13 protein-coding genes are annotated in these 17514 nt (G+C 43.8%); 11 read left to right on the forward strand and 2 right to left on the reverse strand.

What is annotated here, in order from left to right; all coding sequences use genetic code 11:
- Nucleotides 1–32 precede the first annotated feature (32 nt).
- The 11 genes from B0E43_RS13930 to B0E43_RS13990 all read left to right on the forward strand — a co-directional run bounded on the left by B0E43_RS13930 (nucleotide 33) and on the right by B0E43_RS13990 (nucleotide 13302).
- Nucleotides 33–464, forward strand: coding sequence for a VOC family protein (locus B0E43_RS13930; RefSeq protein WP_077350734.1), 432 nt, complete (start codon nucleotides 33–35; stop codon nucleotides 462–464).
- Between the two features lie 1155 nt (nucleotides 465–1619).
- Nucleotides 1620–3056 (forward strand): dicarboxylate/amino acid:cation symporter, encoded by a 1437-nt coding sequence (locus tag B0E43_RS13945; protein ID WP_077350740.1) that lies wholly within the window; start codon nucleotides 1620–1622, stop codon nucleotides 3054–3056.
- Nucleotides 3057–3109: 53 nt separating this feature from the next.
- Nucleotides 3110–3742 carry a DedA family protein gene (locus B0E43_RS13950; RefSeq protein WP_077350742.1) on the forward strand — a complete coding sequence of 211 codons (633 nt, stop codon included), beginning with the start codon at nucleotides 3110–3112 and terminating at the stop codon, nucleotides 3740–3742.
- A gap of 204 nt (nucleotides 3743–3946) precedes the next feature.
- On the forward strand, nucleotides 3947–4687 hold the full coding sequence (locus tag B0E43_RS13955; RefSeq protein ID WP_217349171.1) for a histidine kinase: 741 nt from the start codon (nucleotides 3947–3949) through the stop codon (nucleotides 4685–4687).
- Nucleotides 4671–5390 (forward strand): LytTR family DNA-binding domain-containing protein, encoded by a 720-nt coding sequence (locus tag B0E43_RS13960; RefSeq protein WP_077350744.1) that lies wholly within the window; start codon nucleotides 4671–4673, stop codon nucleotides 5388–5390. The genes B0E43_RS13955 and B0E43_RS13960 overlap by 17 nt, the downstream gene beginning before the upstream one ends.
- A gap of 248 nt (nucleotides 5391–5638) precedes the next feature.
- Nucleotides 5639–7948 carry a cation:proton antiporter gene (locus B0E43_RS13965; protein ID WP_077350746.1) on the forward strand — a complete coding sequence of 770 codons (2310 nt, stop codon included), beginning with the start codon at nucleotides 5639–5641 and terminating at the stop codon, nucleotides 7946–7948.
- A gap of 300 nt (nucleotides 7949–8248) precedes the next feature.
- Entirely contained in the window at nucleotides 8249–9109 is an 861-nt protein-coding gene (dapA, locus tag B0E43_RS13970; protein WP_077350748.1) for a 4-hydroxy-tetrahydrodipicolinate synthase, read from the forward strand.
- Between the two features lie 7 nt (nucleotides 9110–9116).
- Nucleotides 9117–10424 carry an exodeoxyribonuclease VII large subunit gene (gene xseA / locus B0E43_RS13975; protein ID WP_077350750.1) on the forward strand — a complete coding sequence of 436 codons (1308 nt, stop codon included), beginning with the start codon at nucleotides 9117–9119 and terminating at the stop codon, nucleotides 10422–10424.
- Nucleotides 10421–10609 carry an exodeoxyribonuclease VII small subunit gene (gene xseB, locus B0E43_RS13980; protein ID WP_077350752.1) on the forward strand — a complete coding sequence of 63 codons (189 nt, stop codon included), beginning with the start codon at nucleotides 10421–10423 and terminating at the stop codon, nucleotides 10607–10609. Before xseA ends, xseB begins: the two co-directional genes overlap by 4 nt.
- 126 nt (nucleotides 10610–10735) lie before the next feature.
- Nucleotides 10736–11440 (forward strand): hypothetical protein, encoded by a 705-nt coding sequence (locus tag B0E43_RS13985; RefSeq protein ID WP_077350754.1) that lies wholly within the window; start codon nucleotides 10736–10738, stop codon nucleotides 11438–11440.
- A 110-nt stretch (nucleotides 11441–11550) separates the two neighbouring features.
- Nucleotides 11551–13302, forward strand: coding sequence for a toll/interleukin-1 receptor domain-containing protein (locus B0E43_RS13990; RefSeq protein WP_077350756.1), 1752 nt, complete (start codon nucleotides 11551–11553; stop codon nucleotides 13300–13302).
- A gap of 159 nt (nucleotides 13303–13461) precedes the next feature.
- On the opposite strand, the gene B0E43_RS13995 is transcribed toward B0E43_RS13990, so the two are convergent.
- Together B0E43_RS13995 and B0E43_RS14000 are read right to left on the reverse strand one after the other, a co-directional pair.
- Complete coding sequence (locus B0E43_RS13995; protein ID WP_077351063.1) at nucleotides 13462–13977, reverse strand: UpxY family transcription antiterminator; 516 nt, start codon at nucleotides 13975–13977, stop codon at nucleotides 13462–13464.
- Nucleotides 13978–14105: 128 nt separating this feature from the next.
- Entirely contained in the window at nucleotides 14106–17513 is a 3408-nt protein-coding gene (locus B0E43_RS14000; protein ID WP_077350758.1) for an efflux RND transporter permease subunit, read from the reverse strand.
- Between the last annotated feature and the right edge of the window lies 1 nt (nucleotide 17514).

Below are 17514 nucleotides of genomic sequence, written 5' to 3' on the forward strand. Positions count from 1 at the left end.
AAATTCTTGTATTTTTTTTGAAAAAACGTAGGATGACTACCGAAAACCTAAAACAGGCGGTCCCTTTTTTCATGGTCACTTCAATGGAAAAATCATTGGATTTTTATGTAAGAGGCTTGGGATTTGGGATTAAAATCGAGTGGAAACCAAACGGAACCATCGAATGGTGCTGGTTGGAAAGGGATGGGGTTGCGGTGATGCTTCAGGAATTTCGGGAGGGATTTTTACCTAATGACCCGCTGGGAACGGGTAGTTCTGTTTGCTTTATCTGTAGGGATGCTTTGGATATTTATGGGGAATTTCTCCAACGAAACCTTGAGCTAGAAGAACCTTTTGTCGGTAATGGCATGTGGGTGGTGGCCATCCGGGATCCGGACGGATACGAGCTGGTCTTCGAAAGCCTCACCGACGTGCCTGAGGAAACCCGCTATTCCGATTGGCTCAATTCTAAAAAGTCAGATTAGCCTCTGCTTCGGCAAGCGGTAATTAACTCCCTACTTTCAAATCCAATGTTTAAAGAAAAATCAAAACTGAAATCTACATTCTTGGCCTTTCGGATCAAGTTTTGACTGACTTCATGCGAAATCCCGTTTGGAATTCCTTTTTCAGGCAATCCAAAGGGAGACGAGGGTTGGTGCATCCCTATTTCAAAAAATCACAAAAAATTTCTTGAATCCTCTTTAAAATTTAATCCTATTTTTTTTTCAGCTAGATTTATCGCCAATACTTATTATGAGGACTATAGGGACATTATTCATATTTCTCAACCTAATTGGATTGCTTGGCATTTGGGCAAGCCAATCAGTTTCCTCATTGGATTCTGACATCCAGATAATAAGTGATTTTCCCCAATCAGAAATTACCATTCAGCAAAGTCCGATACAGAAAATTGGTGAACCACTTCCCAATAGCTTCGTTCCTGAAAGGCCTGTTGTCCGAGCACCTCATTATTTTTTCGAAGCTCAGTTCATCTTGGAACATTTTTCCGGTTTATCAGCAAATTATGAATCAAAAGGGCGCACTTATCAAAAATTAGCCCTTTGTATCGACTCCAGTTTACCAGGATTTTTAATAGTTTTTCCCCACCACTATTTCACCTAGGGCCTAGAAAAACCGAATGTTTTTCTAAAAAGCTGGCAAGGGCCAAGAAAACTTCATTTCCCAGAATGAAAGATTTCACTCCTTACCCATGAGATCCATTGCTTTGAACAGATTTGATCTTGATCGAAAGGTTAATATCCAAACCGATTCAGCGATTTCCTCCAGACAAAAGAATATTCTCTGTCCTAGAGTTAGTCGTTTAGACATAGGAATCTACTCGCTTTAAGCATTTCTAAGTCTTGCCCTTTTAGGAAAAACGTGGGCACTACACTAACCTTTCGCTTAAACAACTTCCTTGATCAGCCGGTTTTTTTGAGCAAAATCTACTCGAAACAACCTCGGTTAGAGTCCCGGATACCTACTCCACAATCTTAAAATTTCATCCAATCCAGTCGATTTCTTGACTCAATTCCAGACTTGCATGATGGGAAAAATCTACAGCAATCAAATCTTGGATTTATCCTCACTCATATCTCCCATTCACCCCAATTACAGTCCCAACTGATTACGATTAACTTATGACACTTAAAAAATCAAGCGCAATCCCATTCATTCTGGTGGCACTAGCTACACAGGCGGCGGTATTCATTGTAATTCATTTGCTTTGGCCCGAATCCTTATCAGACTCACTACTCATCGCCAGCAGATGGCTAGGATTGGTTGCAGTTGTCGGCTACTGTCTGAAGCGGGCATCACTTACTACATGGATTTTTGGCAGTATGCTGATTGGTACAGCCATCGGTGCTGACTTTCCCGAAGTGGCGATGAACCTGAAAGTAGTCAGTCAGGTTTTTCTCAAACTGATCAAAACTGTCATTGCTCCGCTACTCTTTGGAACTCTGGTCGTAGGCATTGCCGGACATTCCAACTTGAAACAGGTGGGAAGAATGGGCTGGAAGTCACTCTTGTACTTTGAAATTGTCACAACTCTTGCGCTCATAATCGGCTTATTGGCAATCAACATTTCGCAGGCAGGAGTCGGTATTGAACTCCCTGTTGGCGAGGTGCCTCTTCAGGGGACTGCCCGCGGTTGGCAGGAAGTTATCCTTCACATTTTTCCAGAAAATATCGCCAAATCCATCTTTGAAGGGGAAATTCTTCAAATCGTCATCTTCAGTATTTTGTTTGGGATTGGATTGGCACTGGTAAAAGACGGGAAAAAGAAAGCTTTCATGCTGAACTTCACCGAAAGCCTCTCTGAAGTCATGTTTAATTTCACCAGAGTGATCATGTATTTCGCGCCTTTTGGAGTCGGAGCTGCAATTGCCTACACCGTGGGGGAAATGGGCCTAGGGATCTTAGTCAATCTCTTTCATTTGTTAGCCACCTTGTATGTTGCGCTACTGGCTTTTCTCGTGGTTGTTTTGCTCCCAATTGCCTTGTCACTCAAAATTCCTGTGATCAAATTTTTGAAGGCAATCACCGAACCTGTGTCGATTGCTTTTGCCACAACCAGTTCTGAAGCAGCACTACCCAAAGCAATGGAAGCCATGGAGAAGTTTGGTGTACCGCGGAAAATTGTGGCTTTTGTTATGCCCACAGGCTATAGCTTCAACTTGGACGGAACCACGCTCTACCTAGCTTTGGCCTCCATTTTTGTAGCTCAGGCAGCTGGGATCAAAATGGGTCTAGAAGATCAAATTTTGATGGTACTGACCTTGATGCTGACCAGCAAAGGCGTCGCTGGAATCCCCAGAGCCTCGCTGATCATCCTGATGGGAACCGCCGCTAGCTTTAATCTGCCAATGGCTCCTATTTTTCTGATTTTGGCCATCGACGAATTGATGGACATGGCTCGAACTTCGGTCAATGTAATTGGAAACTGCCTGGCAACTGTTGTAATAGCTAAGTGGGAAGGAGAATTTGGGTTGCAGGAAGTTGATCATGCTGATTCAATTTCTCTTGAATATGAGTCTGAAAATAGGACGGAAATATCCACAACAATCCAAGATTAAATTCATGGAAATGTCATCAGCACGAAAGAAAACTGTAAAAACCCAAAAACTCCATGGTTGAATTTATTCAGTCCATTCTAGAAATTTTGAGTCCTGCACTGATCATCAATCGGGGTGGGCTCATTCTTTTATTGGCTATCGTTTTTACAGAAAATGGAGTGTTTTTCGGTTTTTTTCTACCCGGAGATTCCCTGTTGTTCCTGGCCGGAATGCTTTGTGGATTGCCTATTTTAGATTTATCCATTTATTTACTGGTCCTCTATATTGCATTTGCAGCATTCCTGGGATATATCGTATCATACTTCGTAGGACTTAAGTTAGGAAAGTGGTTGCTTTCACGCCCAGACTCACTTTTCTTCAAATCCAGCTATCTCAATGCTGCTTCTTCCTATTTCGAAAAACGGCATAACGGCGCCATCATCATCGGTCGGTTTATTCCAGTCATTCGGACTTTTCTTCCTATTTGTTTGGGGTTAATCAAATCTGATTTCAAGAATTTTATGATCTATAATCTAATCGGGGCTTTGGTCTGGACTTCCAGCTTGGTCCTTGGGGGGTATTTTCTGAAAATCATCTTCCCAGACCTCATCCATTATCTGGAATGGATTGTTATCACACTGATCGCAATTACATCCATTCCCCTAATTCGACAGTATCTTAAACTCAAGCGAAATCCTAACTCCTAATTCAATTCAGGAAGAATGAGATTCCTTTAAATCAATTCTTGAGAAATCCTGGTATTTGTATTTATGACTTTCCAAAAAGTTGCGGAGACCTAGGATTTACCCAAATAGTTCAAGGGAAAAATCTCTCCTGGCATTTCCCTCATGTTCACGATTTCCAACGTCTTTTTCCTATTTTTCCCAACTTAACCCTCCAAATCCTGAAAGGTGACTCTGGAACAACTCATCATTTGCGTTTTGCTATTACTCCTAATTGGAGGAGGAGTTGGGATTATTTTCCTTTTTAAAAAGCTTCAAAAAATCATCGAGGAAAACCGGAAATCCGCTGAACTCCTGAGTCAGCTGGAGCAAAAAACAGGATCTCTGAGACTCGAAACACTGGAGTCCAAACTGAATCCGCACCTATTTAAGAATATCCTGAATTCAATCCAGTCGCATGCGTACCAGACCTACTTTGCACTCGACAAACTCGCAAACGTGCTGGACTATATTCTCTATGAAAGCCGCCAAAAGTTTGTAAGTCCAAAGGAGGAAATTGATTTTGCATTGAATCTTATCGAAATCAACAAAATCAAACTAAGCCCTCTGTTTGAACTCAGCGTAAAGACCAAAATCGAGGAGAAAAATCCGATCTATCTTTCAAAAATTTTGGCACCGATGATTTCCATTGATCTCATCGAAAACGCCTTCAAGCACGCTGACCTTCAGAGTGGTGATTCCTTTATCCGGATCATCATCGAACTGAAAAATGGAGTGTTTTCCATCTTGGTTTCCAATAAAGTTTCCTCAAAATCATCCCTTTTCAAAGCCAACAGCGGACTTGGAATGGAATCTCTGGACCAGCGGCTGAATATCCTCTACAAGGGACGCTATACTCTGGAAAGATTCAAGGAGGGGGAAGTTTACCTGGCTCAACTTAAAATCGACCTGAATGGAAAAGGAACTTAAATGCCTGCTTTTGGACGATGAGTTGCCCGGTCTGACTTATCTCAAAATGCTTTGCGAGCAGATTCCGGGACTTCGTGTGGTAAAGTCCTTCAATGATCCTTCCCGGTTTTTGGAGGAACTCCCAAATCTTGATTTTGATCTCTGTATCCTTGACATTGAGATGCCACAATTTGACGGATTGAAGGTGGCCAACCTCCTTCAGGGTAAAGCGGTCATTTTTGCGACAGCTTATAAAGAATATGCGGCAGAGGCTTTTGATCTCAATGCCGTAGATTACCTGCGAAAGCCTGTTTCTATTGACCGACTAAAGCTGGCTATAGACAAAGCCAGGATCCGGATCAATGCCCAGCACGAACCAAACCGTTTTTTTACCTGCAATACGGACAAAGGAAAAGCATTAGTATCCATTGATCAGTTGGCTTGGATCAGAACATCTTTGATAGAAAGCCGGGACAAAACCGCACATCTGAAAGACGGCACTTCCCTCCTGCTCAAGAACATATCTTTTGAAACCCTCCAAAGTTCCCTCCCGACAAGTTCTTTTGCCCGGATCAACAAGCAGGAAATTATCAACCTGGGAATTGTCCGGTTCTTTTCCCATGACCAGATCACCACAGTTTTGAATCAGGAATCCGGCAAACCCTTAATTCTCAACCTGAGCGAGCGGTACCGGGAGGAATTTCTCAAAAAAGTGAATTCCTGAACTTGTTACAAAAAATTCCTGACTTGTACCATTTGAGAGGTAATACAGGATAATCCCTAAGTTTTTCAAATCGATTTGCCCCAAATTAGTGTGGATTTGGAATGACAGCCTTGTCATTTACACCCGGGGATGAAAGCCTGATCCAAGCCAGGCCAGGTAGCTTTTCTGACAGAAGAATGAAAACAAGTTAGGCTGAACGGAAAGTTATCTGCATCGCCCGGACCAAATCTATTAAACCAAAAGAATCAATGGGAAAATATCGCAATTCGTTTTTTTATGTCTCAATAATCGGGGCATTCTCAGCATTGATGTATTTTCTTATCCTCCAAGGAAAAGAGCTGGAGGCAGGTCGTAATATTCAGGTTTCCGAATCAAATTCCAGTCAATGGGAAGAGTTTGTGGATTCCATGGCCCATAATATTACTCACCCGCTTGCCATCCTTTTGGCACAGATTGTTACTATTATTTTGGTTGCTAGGATTTTTGGTTGGATCAGCAAAAAAATCGGGCAACCCACCGTAATTGGAGAAATCATCGCGGGAATTGTACTGGGACCTTCCCTTTTGGGTTGGGCTTTTCCTGAATTTTCTCTGGCTTTATTCCCTGTTGAATCTTTGGGAAACCTCCAGTTTCTCAGTCAGATCGGCCTGATTCTATTCATGTTTGTGATCGGAATGGAGTTGGATCTGAAAGTCCTCCGAAATAAAGCGCATGATGCAGTAGTCATCAGTCATGCCAGTATCATCGTTCCGTTTGCATTGGGAATAGGTTTGGCTTATTTCATTTACACTTCATTTGCCCCGATAGGAGTTGAGTTTTCATCCTTTGGACTGTTTTTGGGTATTGCGATGAGCATCACCGCCTTTCCGGTTTTGGCCCGGATCGTCCAGGAAAGAGGTCTGCAAAAAACCAGACTTGGGACTGTGGTCATTACCTGCGCCGCTGCAGATGATATCACGGCATGGTGTCTATTGGCTGCCGTGATTGCCATAGTCAAAGCGGGTTCTTTTGTCAGTTCACTGTATGTGATCGGTCTTGCAATAGCCTATGTATTTGTGATGGTCAAAGTGATCCGGCCCTTTCTCAAGCGGATTGGTGACCTCCATACCTCCCGGGAAAACCTCAGCAAACCGATTGTAGCCATCTTTTTCCTTACCCTGATCATTTCCGCTTACGCCACCGAGGTGATTGGAATACATGCCTTGTTCGGCGCATTTATGGCAGGAGCGATCATGCCTGAAAACACCAAATTCCGAAACATTTTCATCGAAAAAGTAGAGGATGTGTCCTTGGTTCTGCTTCTTCCTCTATTCTTTGTTTACACCGGTTTGAGGACAGAGATCGGGCTTCTGAATGATCCTTACTTGTGGAAAGTGACCGGAATGATCATCCTTGTGGCGGTGGTTGGAAAGTTTGTCGGAAGTGCCATCGCCGCCCGGTTTGTAGGCCAAAACTGGAAAGACAGCCTGACCATCGGAGCATTGATGAATACTCGGGGACTGATGGAGCTTGTGGTCCTAAATATCGGCTATGACCTTGGTGTGTTGACTCCTGAGATCTTTGCCATGATGGTCATTATGGCCTTGGTGACCACCTTTATGACCGGTCCGGCGCTGGATCTGATCAATTGGGCCTTCCGCTCAAAGCCTTCCCTGATTCCACAGGAAATCATTCAGCAAAGCAATTACCGCATTTTGATTTCCTTTGGCCATCCTGAGCGTGGCAGATCTTTGGTCAGACTTGCCCACAGTATGATCCGAAAACTAAATGGAAACGCTTCCATCACTGCAATGCACCTGAGCCCGGTAGACGAATTGAATTATTTCAATCAGGCGGCTTACGAAAGGGAAAGTTTCGCTCCGGTAATCCATGAAGCCCAAAAACTTCACCAAAAGGTCACCACACTTTTCAAAGCATCTTCGGATATTGAAACCGACATCATCGAAGTCGCCAACAAGGGGAATTATGACCTGCTCCTGATGGGTGTCGGCCAGTCCATTTTTGAGGGAAGTTTGTTGGGGAAAGTCCTGGGCTTCACCACCAAAATAATCAGCCCGGACCGAATCCTAAATCAGGTCACCGGAAAAGAAAATCTGTTTGAAAACCTTCCATTTGACGAAAGAACCAGAAGCATCATCCGCACCTGTCAGTTACCTGTTGGGGTTTGGATTGACAAGGGATTCAAGCAGGCGGACCGGATTTTTATTCCGCTTTTTTCCCAAAAGGATGATTTTTTGGTTCAATTCGCCCAAAAATGGATCAACAATTCCGGTGCACAGGTCACCCTGATCGATGCGGCAGGCCAGGTGAAAAGCCGACCCGAAATCAAAGAAGCGATCCGGGCAATAGAGCATGTGGCTCCCCATCATATTCAGCTTCGAAATCAAGACTTTATCAACAAGGACTTTTTGAAAACTCAGGACTTGATGGTCATCTCTTTCAAAAGCTGGAAAAAGCTGGTTGAAAGCAAGAGCGACTGGCTGGAGGACATTCCGTCCGTATTGATTTTGGCGGAGAAAAAGGCGGAGAAAATCAAAGTTGCTGAAGCATCAGAATAAAATCAATTTGTAGACAATCCGATCCTTTTCTTTTTACAGCAATCGATTTTCAAAGGAGAATTCCACTTTTTAACCAGAGATTTTAGAGGTGGTTTTTCACCAAACAATTCTATAGTACTTCATCCCAACCGGATCATTTTTGACTGAACAGACTTCCATTGGTCCATTTTTTCAGGCCAAAATTAAATTTCACACAGGTTTCGTTGTAAGTTACTAAGCCCTTTTTCCCAAATTTTAGCTAAACGGAACCCAAATCCGATTCTAGGTTTTATCTTTGCAGGCTCAAACCTTAAAATTACCATGAACGCATTCAAAGGCACCGGGGTGGCACTCGTCACACCTTTTCATGACGATCAATCGATAGATTTCAATGGCCTAAAGCGCCTGATCGATCATGTTGTTTCCGGCGGAGTGGATTACCTGGTTGTACTTGGTACAACAGGTGAATCAGCTACCTTAAATTCAGCCGAAAGGAAACAGGTGCTCAAAGCCTGTCTTGAATACAATGCCGGCCGCGTACCGATGATGCTCGGGATCGGGGGAAACAATACCCATGCGGTAATCAATGAAATCAAAAACACTGATTTCTACGGTGTAGCGGCCATTCTTTCAGTAAGCCCTTACTACAATAAACCAAGTCAGGAAGGAATCGTCGCGCATTACACGGCGATTGCAGATGCTTCTCCTGCCCCTGTGGTGTTGTACAACATTCCGGGCCGTACCATGTCCAACATGACTGCAGCCACCACGCTGAAGCTTTCACACCATCCCAATATTGTGGGAATGAAAGAGGCAAGTGGCAACCTGGAGCAATGCATGCAGATCGCTGCGGCCATGCCAAAAGATTTTTTGCTTCTATCCGGAGACGACCTGATGACCAAAGCTTTGATGGCTGTGGGTGGCAGTGGCGTGATTTCCGTTTTGGCAAATGCATTTCCTGAAAAATTCAAAACGCTGACCCATGGAACCCGGGAAGAGGCGCTTCAGACTACTTTTTCTCTACTCAATCTTAACAGCTTGATGTACTTGGAAGGCAATCCTGTCGGGGTTAAAAATCTTTTGTTCCACATGGGGATCATCGAAAGCGATCAGGTGAGACTTCCAATGCTGAAAGCGAGTCCTGAGCTAAGCGATCAGATCAAGGCGGCCTACCAAAAATAAGCCCGGCATGTCCCCATTATCTATTTCCCAACTGACCGAACAGATCCGGCTGACCCTGGAAAACGAACTTGAGCCGGTCTATTGGGTGATGGGTGAGTTGGCGGACTTTCGACAGGCTCCTCAGGGGCATGTTTATTTTGAGTTGGTCGAAAAGCAGGGAAATCAGGTCCTGGCAAAAATCAAGGCTAATCTTTGGCAGTTCACCTACCGATCAGTTGCTTCCAAATTCGAATCCATCACGGGGAACAGCCTGAAAAACGGGATGAAAATCCTGGCCCAAGTAACGGTCAATTACCACCCGGTCTATGCCTTGAGTGTGAATGTGAAGGACATCGATCCCTCCTTTTCTTTGGGGGAAAGAGCAAGACTTCGTCAGGAAACAGTCGACCGACTGACCCGGGAAGGATTGATCCGATTAAACGGCCGCTTTGAACTTCCTCCTATTATTCAGAAAATCGCCATCATTTCCAGTGCAACGGCTGCGGGATACGGAGATTTTGTCAATCAAATTGATCAAAACAATTACGGGTATAAGGTTTACCACAAACTTTACAATTCCCTGATGCAGGGAAATGAAGCGGTTACCAGTCTCATCTCTGCTTTGGAAAGGGTTTATGCGGAAGTGGAAAACCTCAATCTGGAGGCAGTAATAATCATCCGGGGAGGTGGTGCACAGCTGGATCTGGACTGCTTTGACGATTATCGTTTAGGTGCGGCGATTTCCAATTTCCCTTTGCCGGTCTTCACCGGAATCGGGCATGAGCGCGATGAAACCGTGGCAGACCTAGTTGCCCACACCAGTCTGAAAACTCCAACTGCGGTGGCTGAATTCCTTCTTTCTGGCTTTAGGGAATTTGAGGAGAATATGGGCATGGTGCTCCAAAGACTCGACAGGTCAACTCGTCAGCAGCTTAAAGAAGAAGAAAACAAAATTCACCAATACGAACTCCGGACAAAATCTCTGGCCAAAAATCGGATTTCACTCGAAGGTGAAATTGTCAAAAACAGGATCAACAGAATTACCCTTGCAGCTAAAAACCGGCTGAAAATCCAGAGAATGAGTCTTGAAGGATTGGAAACCAACCTTAAGAAAAGTCTGAACACATTTCTGGTCAAGCAAAAAGAAACCCTCGAAAACAGGGAAACGCTGCTGCGTCAACTGGACCCAAATTCAATCATGCGCCGGGGATATACTCGCACCGAACTTGATGGAATTCCAATCCACTTGAGTAACGCCAAGCCTGGAGATCAAATAGAGACATTTACCCAAAATCAAAAAATCAGCAGTTCCATTACCAAAATCGAGGAAAAATGAAAGACAAAAGCTATTCTGAAGCCATGACCCGGCTCGAAACCATTCTCAGCCAACTCGAGGAAGGCAACAAATCGGTGGATGAACTTTCTGATCTGGTAAAAGAAGCCGCAGCTTTGGTTAAACATTGCCGGGAAAAATTAAAAACCACCGAATCGGATATTCAAGAGGCCTTTCAAAGCGCCTAAACCGAATCCAAAACAATAAAACCCGCCTGGATGAGTTTGAATAAATACAAACCATTCCCATTGGCATGTTTGTTGTAAAAACCAAATGGTGAGAAATCCTAGCTCACCCCATCAGTATCTTACCACATGAACACCCTAGTAAAAACCCTTTCGTTCCTGTCTGTGATTTTGTTCTCAGGAAACCTGGCTGCTCAAAACTTTTACAAAGAGCGGGTTTCCAGGGATAATATTCTCACGATAGGACTTGGGCCATCCTTTGCCTATCTGGACAATGGCGGTCAATACCGGGATTTGAATTTTGAAATAAAGCCAGCTTTTTCCGTTGCTTTAACCAGAAAGTTAAATCCTACTTTTGATCTCAGGTCAACCCTCGGCATTCAGGGCATCAGCAGCGGAGGCAACCCATCCACTCAAATCAGGGATATGTGGTATGAGGATTTTGCTTCCTTCACAGCCAAAGGTTCAGCCTATTATTTTGATCTGGTTCCAAGTCTTAACCTGATCAAATTCACCAACCACATGCACCGGAGTCTGTTTAACCTATATGGCGGTTTTGGTTTGGGAGTTATGAATGTAAGAACTGAACAAACCAAATCTTTTAGCCCGGAGGAAGAGCCTATGAAACACCAAATCACCACTGGTTACGTCCCCGTTAGGGCAGGATTGAGTTATCGTTTGGGTGCCTATTCTGACATTGCAGGTGAAGGCACCATGATGTGGACTTTTACGGATAACCTCGATGGGAATGTGGGCTTCAACCGATACGGGGACCATCTGTTTCAGGCCCAAATCGTGTACAGAAGGTATTTTGTACCCAAAGACAATAAATGATCGACACCAAGATCAATTCATAGCAGGCAGCCATTAGGTTGCCTTTTTCATTTTTTGATCTTTTGCCAAAAGTGGTTTAACTTCATTGATAAAGATTTTTCAGGACAACAATGGCTCAACAGGAGGTTTTTATTTCTTACGCTTGGGGAGGGGAAAGCGAAAATGTTGCCGACGAACTGGAAGCCGTCCTTAGTGCAAAAAACATCCGCCTGATTAGGGATAAAACTGATCTTGGTTTCAAAGGTCTGATCCGGCCTTTTATGGAACAAATCGGTCAGGGAAACTTGGTGGTTTTGGTCATTAGCGACAAATACCTGAAGTCCAAAAACTGTATGTTTGAACTTTTGGAGGTGGAGAAAAAAGGAGAATTTTTTAGCAGGATTTTCCCGGTAATTCTTCCCGATGCAGACATTTACGATTCTTTGGGGATCATCAATTACCTCAAACATTGGGATCAAAAAATCAAAGAACTCAACGCCAGCGTCAAAGAATTGGACAATCTCGCGGACACCAGAAAAGTCCAGGAAGACATCAATCTTTACACTGACATCCGAGGTGCCATTGATGACCTTGCGGGAAAGCTCAGCAATATGAATACCCTGACTGTGGAAATCATGAGGGCTAAAAATTACCAACCCTTGGTGGATTCCCTTTTGAAGGAGAATGAAATCGGTCAACCCAATCCTCTAAACCCTACTTCCCCCCGCAAAAAAGAAGGCAAAATCCTTTTCCACATTCCCGGAATGATGCAGGTAGAAAAATGGACCCGGTGTACCATCCGGCTGGCCTGGGAAGAACTGCTGCTGACTGAAGGATTGAAAATACCGGAAGAGGATCGTATCATCGAATCTATTCGTCTTGGCAATGTGATGCAGGTATCCCTGAATGAAGGAAGAGATGGGCACAACTTTGAAATTAAGTCCTTGAACAATGAAGAGCAGGTCATTTTTGAGGACGATTTTACTGAGTGGCTTTTTGATGTTAAGCCCCTGACCTTAGGCAATTTCGTTCTCATTTTGAGGGTGACGGTGATCCAGATTATCGAAGGAAAAGAACGTAAAAAAGACATTGTTCTGGAGCGGAATGTGATTACAGAAGCCGTAGTCCCAAAGGCTTTAGCTCGCTTTGAAACCGCTGAAAAAGGACTTGTTCCACCTGAAGTTGGAAAAGGAAACCCTTCATTAATCAAAATTGAAGAAATGCTCCAGCAGAGTAAGGATTATTACAAAGTTTATCCAGAATTATCAGATGAAGAGGAAAAACCCGCAACTCAGCCTAGAATTTCCAATCGCCCTTCATCGAAATCGGATTCTTTTCAAATCCCTACAACTTCAAATCCATTACCAATTCCTCCCAATCCGAAAAGTGCTTATTCCGAATCTCAGCCTTCACCCAAAGCAAAATCAACCACCTTTAGAAAAATCCTGCCTTATGCTGCGTCCCTAGCTCTTTTGGTCGTGGTTGGAGCCTTGTTTTTTCCAAGATTTGACAGTCAATATTCTCAAGAGTATGAAGCATCCTCACCACATCCAGAGAAATATCCTCAAGAGTACGAGGTTTCTTCCCCGAATCTAGGCAGTGTTGACATTAGTCTTCCCGAGACCGATTATGACGAAAAAATACTGGTTGCTCTAAGTCTTGAATCCACCGATAAATCCGGGAAAACAAGCAAAGAGGTATTACTTTTTATGATTGGATCCGAGAAATTGGATTCATTGGATCTTTTGGATCCGGGAAATTTTAGTCTGCAAATATTTCCAGCATCAGATACATTGGGCTTAAATCTCGGCTACATTCCTGAGTATTCGATATTGGCGATCCAGGATTCAGTTCAAAAAACTCTCTCAGACCTGAACAAATAGGGGCCAAAGGATAGAAAGCAGTGAACCTAAAGTCAATCCCGAAACTCAGGTAATAAGCTCCCAACCTCAGCGGCTCATTAGTGCCTCTTTTAAAAAACTTCAAATGAAAGCAAGAATTCCGAGAGAAAACTAGAAACCTGCCACCCAATCCCATCCCTGTCAAACAGATTGTGCTTTCTCAATGACCTGCAAAAACTTCCTTTCAATGGTAATGAGCATGTTTTGTAAAATTCCCGGAATACGGATCAGGAAATAGTCCTTGTTGCCCTTTTCTATTACCTCACCTGTCATGTCCTGAAGTGGACCTCCCATGACCTTTACTTTTTCTCCCGGTTCGATCACACTTCCGTCAGTCTCTACAGCCACACCGGTGGTCACTATCCGTTCGATGATTTCAAGTTCTTCTTCCCTGATGGTGGCATGATGCCCGGAGAAGTGGACAAATTTTACAGCTCCTGGCACTTGAAGGCATTCCCACAATTGGTTTCGTCGGGTTTTGACAAAAACATAACCATTGAACAATGGCCTTTGCACTTTCTTTTTGCGGTCAGACCACTGCCGAAGTTCCTCTACGATCGGTAAATACACTTCCCATCCTCTCTCTTTTAGCCTATCGGCTACTTTCTTTTCCGAACGCGATGCGGTGTACATTACAAACCATTTCAATTCCTCCATCTCTGCAAAAGTTTTTTTTTTGGGAGGCCAAAAATACAAAATCCATGCTGGAAACTCAGTGGTGAACAATAAAAAACCCCCGGAACAATGTCCCGGGGGTTTTGTCAAAAAAAACCACCAACCTTAAATCAATCATGTTTTGCCTTCCTGAATCTCGATGCGAGCCTGTCAGACAAATAATACATGACCGGTACGATTACTAACGTAATGACTGTGGCAAAGGTTAACCCAAAAATCACAGTCCAGGCCATTGGTCCCCAAAATGCCGCATTGTCTCCACCAACATAAAATTGGGGATCAAAATCACTCAATAGCGTACTGAAATTGATATTCATTCCGATCGCAAGAGGAACCAAACCTAGAACCGTGGTGATCGCTGTCAGCAATACCGGTCGGAGGCGGGTCTTGCCTGCTTCCACGATACTTCCCAGCAGATCCTCAAGTGTCAGATACTCTCCCGGTTTAATTCCTCTTTCCTCACGCTTTCTGGCTCTGACCAAATCAGTATAGTCAATCAAAACGATGGCATTGTTTACCACAACTCCTGCCAATGAAATAATCCCGATTCCGGTCATGATCACGACAAAATCCATATTGAAAATGACCAAACCTAAAAACACTCCGATGGTACTCAACAGCACGGAAGTCATGATGATAAACGGACTGATCACAGAATTAAACTGGGCCACGATGATCAGGAAAATCAAGGAAACTGCAATCATCAGGGCATTTACCAAAAAGGCCATGGATTTTGCCTGCTCTTCCTGTTCTCCTGTAAACTTGATGGTTATTCCATCCGGCACGGGGTAGTCAGCCATCAATTCTTGAATTTGAGCATTGATCTCAGTTGGATTGTATCCGTCCAACACATTGGAAAACATTGAAATTGCCTTTTCGAGATCTTTTCTTTTCACCGATCCGTAAGTGGAACCATACTGGATATTTGCCACCGCAGAAATCGGAACTTCACGTTTATCCCCAAACTTATCTCTAAACCCGATTTTTTTATTGACCAAGGTATTGATGTCGTACCTATAATCTTCCGATAGACGCAATTGGATCGGGAAATCCTCCTCCCCTTCCTTGTATTTGGAAACCTCAAGTCCAAAAAGAGAAGTCCTCAACTCGGTAGCAATTGAAGAAGTAGACAGTCCGAATCTTCGGGCCTTTTCCCTGTCAATGTCGATGACAACCTCGGGATTTCCTGTGGAAAGATCCGTTTTCAGCTCTTCTAAACCGGGAATACTGGTGGACTCTAGATATTCTTTGGTTTCATTCACGAAAGCAATCAGCTGCTCATAGTCTTCACCTACAAACTCAATATTTACTGCTTTTCCTACAGGTGGCCCGTTGCGTTGTTTATCCACTGTAACCAATACTCCGGGATATTTTTCCACCAAATCCCGGATCACTTCCATGGCCCCATTGGTGTTGATTCCTTGTCGGTCAATGTAATCCACAAAACCTATGGTGATTTTTGCTTTATGTGGAGTCCCTTGCTGACTAGGCCCTTCCATTGGATCCCCGGTTCCTTCACCCACTTGGGAAATCACCGACTCCAATATTCCGCCGTAGGGTTCCAATACTTCCATCATTTCGTCTTCCATTTTGTCGACAAAAACATTGGTTGCGTTGATATCTGTTCCGATCGGAAACTCCACAAACACATTGATCAGTTGAGGCTGATTGTCCGGAAAGAAAAGCACTTTAGGGGACCGAATTCCTAGTAATATGATGGAGAAAAACAATAGGCCAAACATTCCCCCGAAATAGTAATAGGGTCTTTTCCCATTCAAGACATGAAGTAGGGTGGACTCGTACCCATTTTCCAACTTTACCAAAAAAACTTCCTGAAACCAATTGATGGCGTTTCTCAAAAAGAGAACATTGAACACAGTAAGAATCGAAGAAACCAAAGAAAGAGAACCCATGGAAGTCCATCCCACCATGTAGAATATTGTAGCCAAAACCAGGAAAATCCCGGCGACAATAAAAGATCGCTGTTTGGGTCTGTTTTTGTCCGAAGGATCGATTTTCATATACATGGCAGTCATCACAGGATTGATCACCAAGGCAACCAAAAGTGACGCGGAAAGCACAATGATCAGCGTGATGGGAAGGTATTTCATAAATTCCCCAACCAAATCATCCCAAAATGCCAAGGGCAGAAATGCCGCTAAGGTGGTTAAGGTAGAAGTAATGATAGGCCAGGCCACTTCCCCCACACCTTCTTTTGCTGCCTGAATGCTGGATTTTCCTTCCTGCATCATTCGGTAGATATTCTCCACGACCACAATCCCGTTGTCCACCAACATACCCAAAGCAAGGATAAGTGAGAAAAGAACCATGAGGTTTAGCGTAATCCCGAAAGCATTCAGGATCAGAAATGAAATAAACATGGAAAGCGGTATCGCCGAACCCACAAACAATGCATTCCTGAAACCCATGAAAAACATCAATACCAAAACCACCAGGATAATCCCGAAAATGATGGAGTTTTCCAAGTCGCTTACCTGAGTTCTGGTCTGCTTGCTTTGATCATTGGTTATAGTAATTTCCAAATCCTGAGGGAACCGGTTTGCTTTGGTCGTCTCAATGATGGTTTTGATTTTGTCAGCAGCATCCAAGAGGTTTTCACCGCTTCTTTTGGTCACGTTGATAGTGACTACAGGCAGGTTTTTGCTACGGGCGTAGGAAGTCCGGTCTTTGAAGGTATCCTTGATTTCGGCTACATCTCTTAGATAGACGATCTTTTGCTGGTCCGTCTTCACAATGATGTCGAGCAATTCGGCTGGACTGGTAAACTCGCCATCCACCCGAAGCGTCCGTTCGAAATCACCGCTTTTAATACTTCCCCCGGAAATAGTCAGGTTTTCTGCACGGATCGCTTCGGAGATATCCCCAAAATTGACACCGACGGATTCCATTTTATAAGGATCAGCATTGATCTGGATTTCCCGCTCTACAGTTCCTGCAAGGTCAGCATTGGAAATCTCCGGAAGCTTTTCGATCACATCTTCAAGATATTCTCCAAACTTCTTCAACTCCTGCTCAGAATACGGGCCGGAAATGTTCACATTCATGATCGGGAAGTCCGAAGTATTGACTTCCAGTACATTAGGCTCTTGATCCAAGTCAGAAGGAAGTTCACTCTTCGACTTATCCACAGCATCTTTCACATCCTGAATCGCCTTGGAAATTTCGATCCCGGGAGTAAATTCAATTACGATGGAGGAGAAATCCTGGACTGAAGTAGACCTGATATCCTTCACATTGTTGAGTGATTTCAGTTCTTTCTCGATCGGACGGGTGATCAGGTTTTCCATATCCACCGGCGAGTTGCCGGGATAAGGAGTACCGATGTATACAGTCGGAATTACAATCTCAGGAAAACTTTCCTTGGGCATGGTCCGATAGGCTCCAAGTCCAAGTACCGTAATGATCAGAGTCAAAATAACCACGGAAGTAGAATTGTCCACGCTAAAGCTGGACAGCCCAAATTCCCGGATAATAGAAGATTTAGGAGTATCTGACATG

Origin of the sequence: Algoriphagus sp. A40 (assembly GCF_002002735.1) — a bacterium.
Taxonomy (GTDB): Bacteria; Bacteroidota; Bacteroidia; order Cytophagales; family Cyclobacteriaceae; genus Algoriphagus.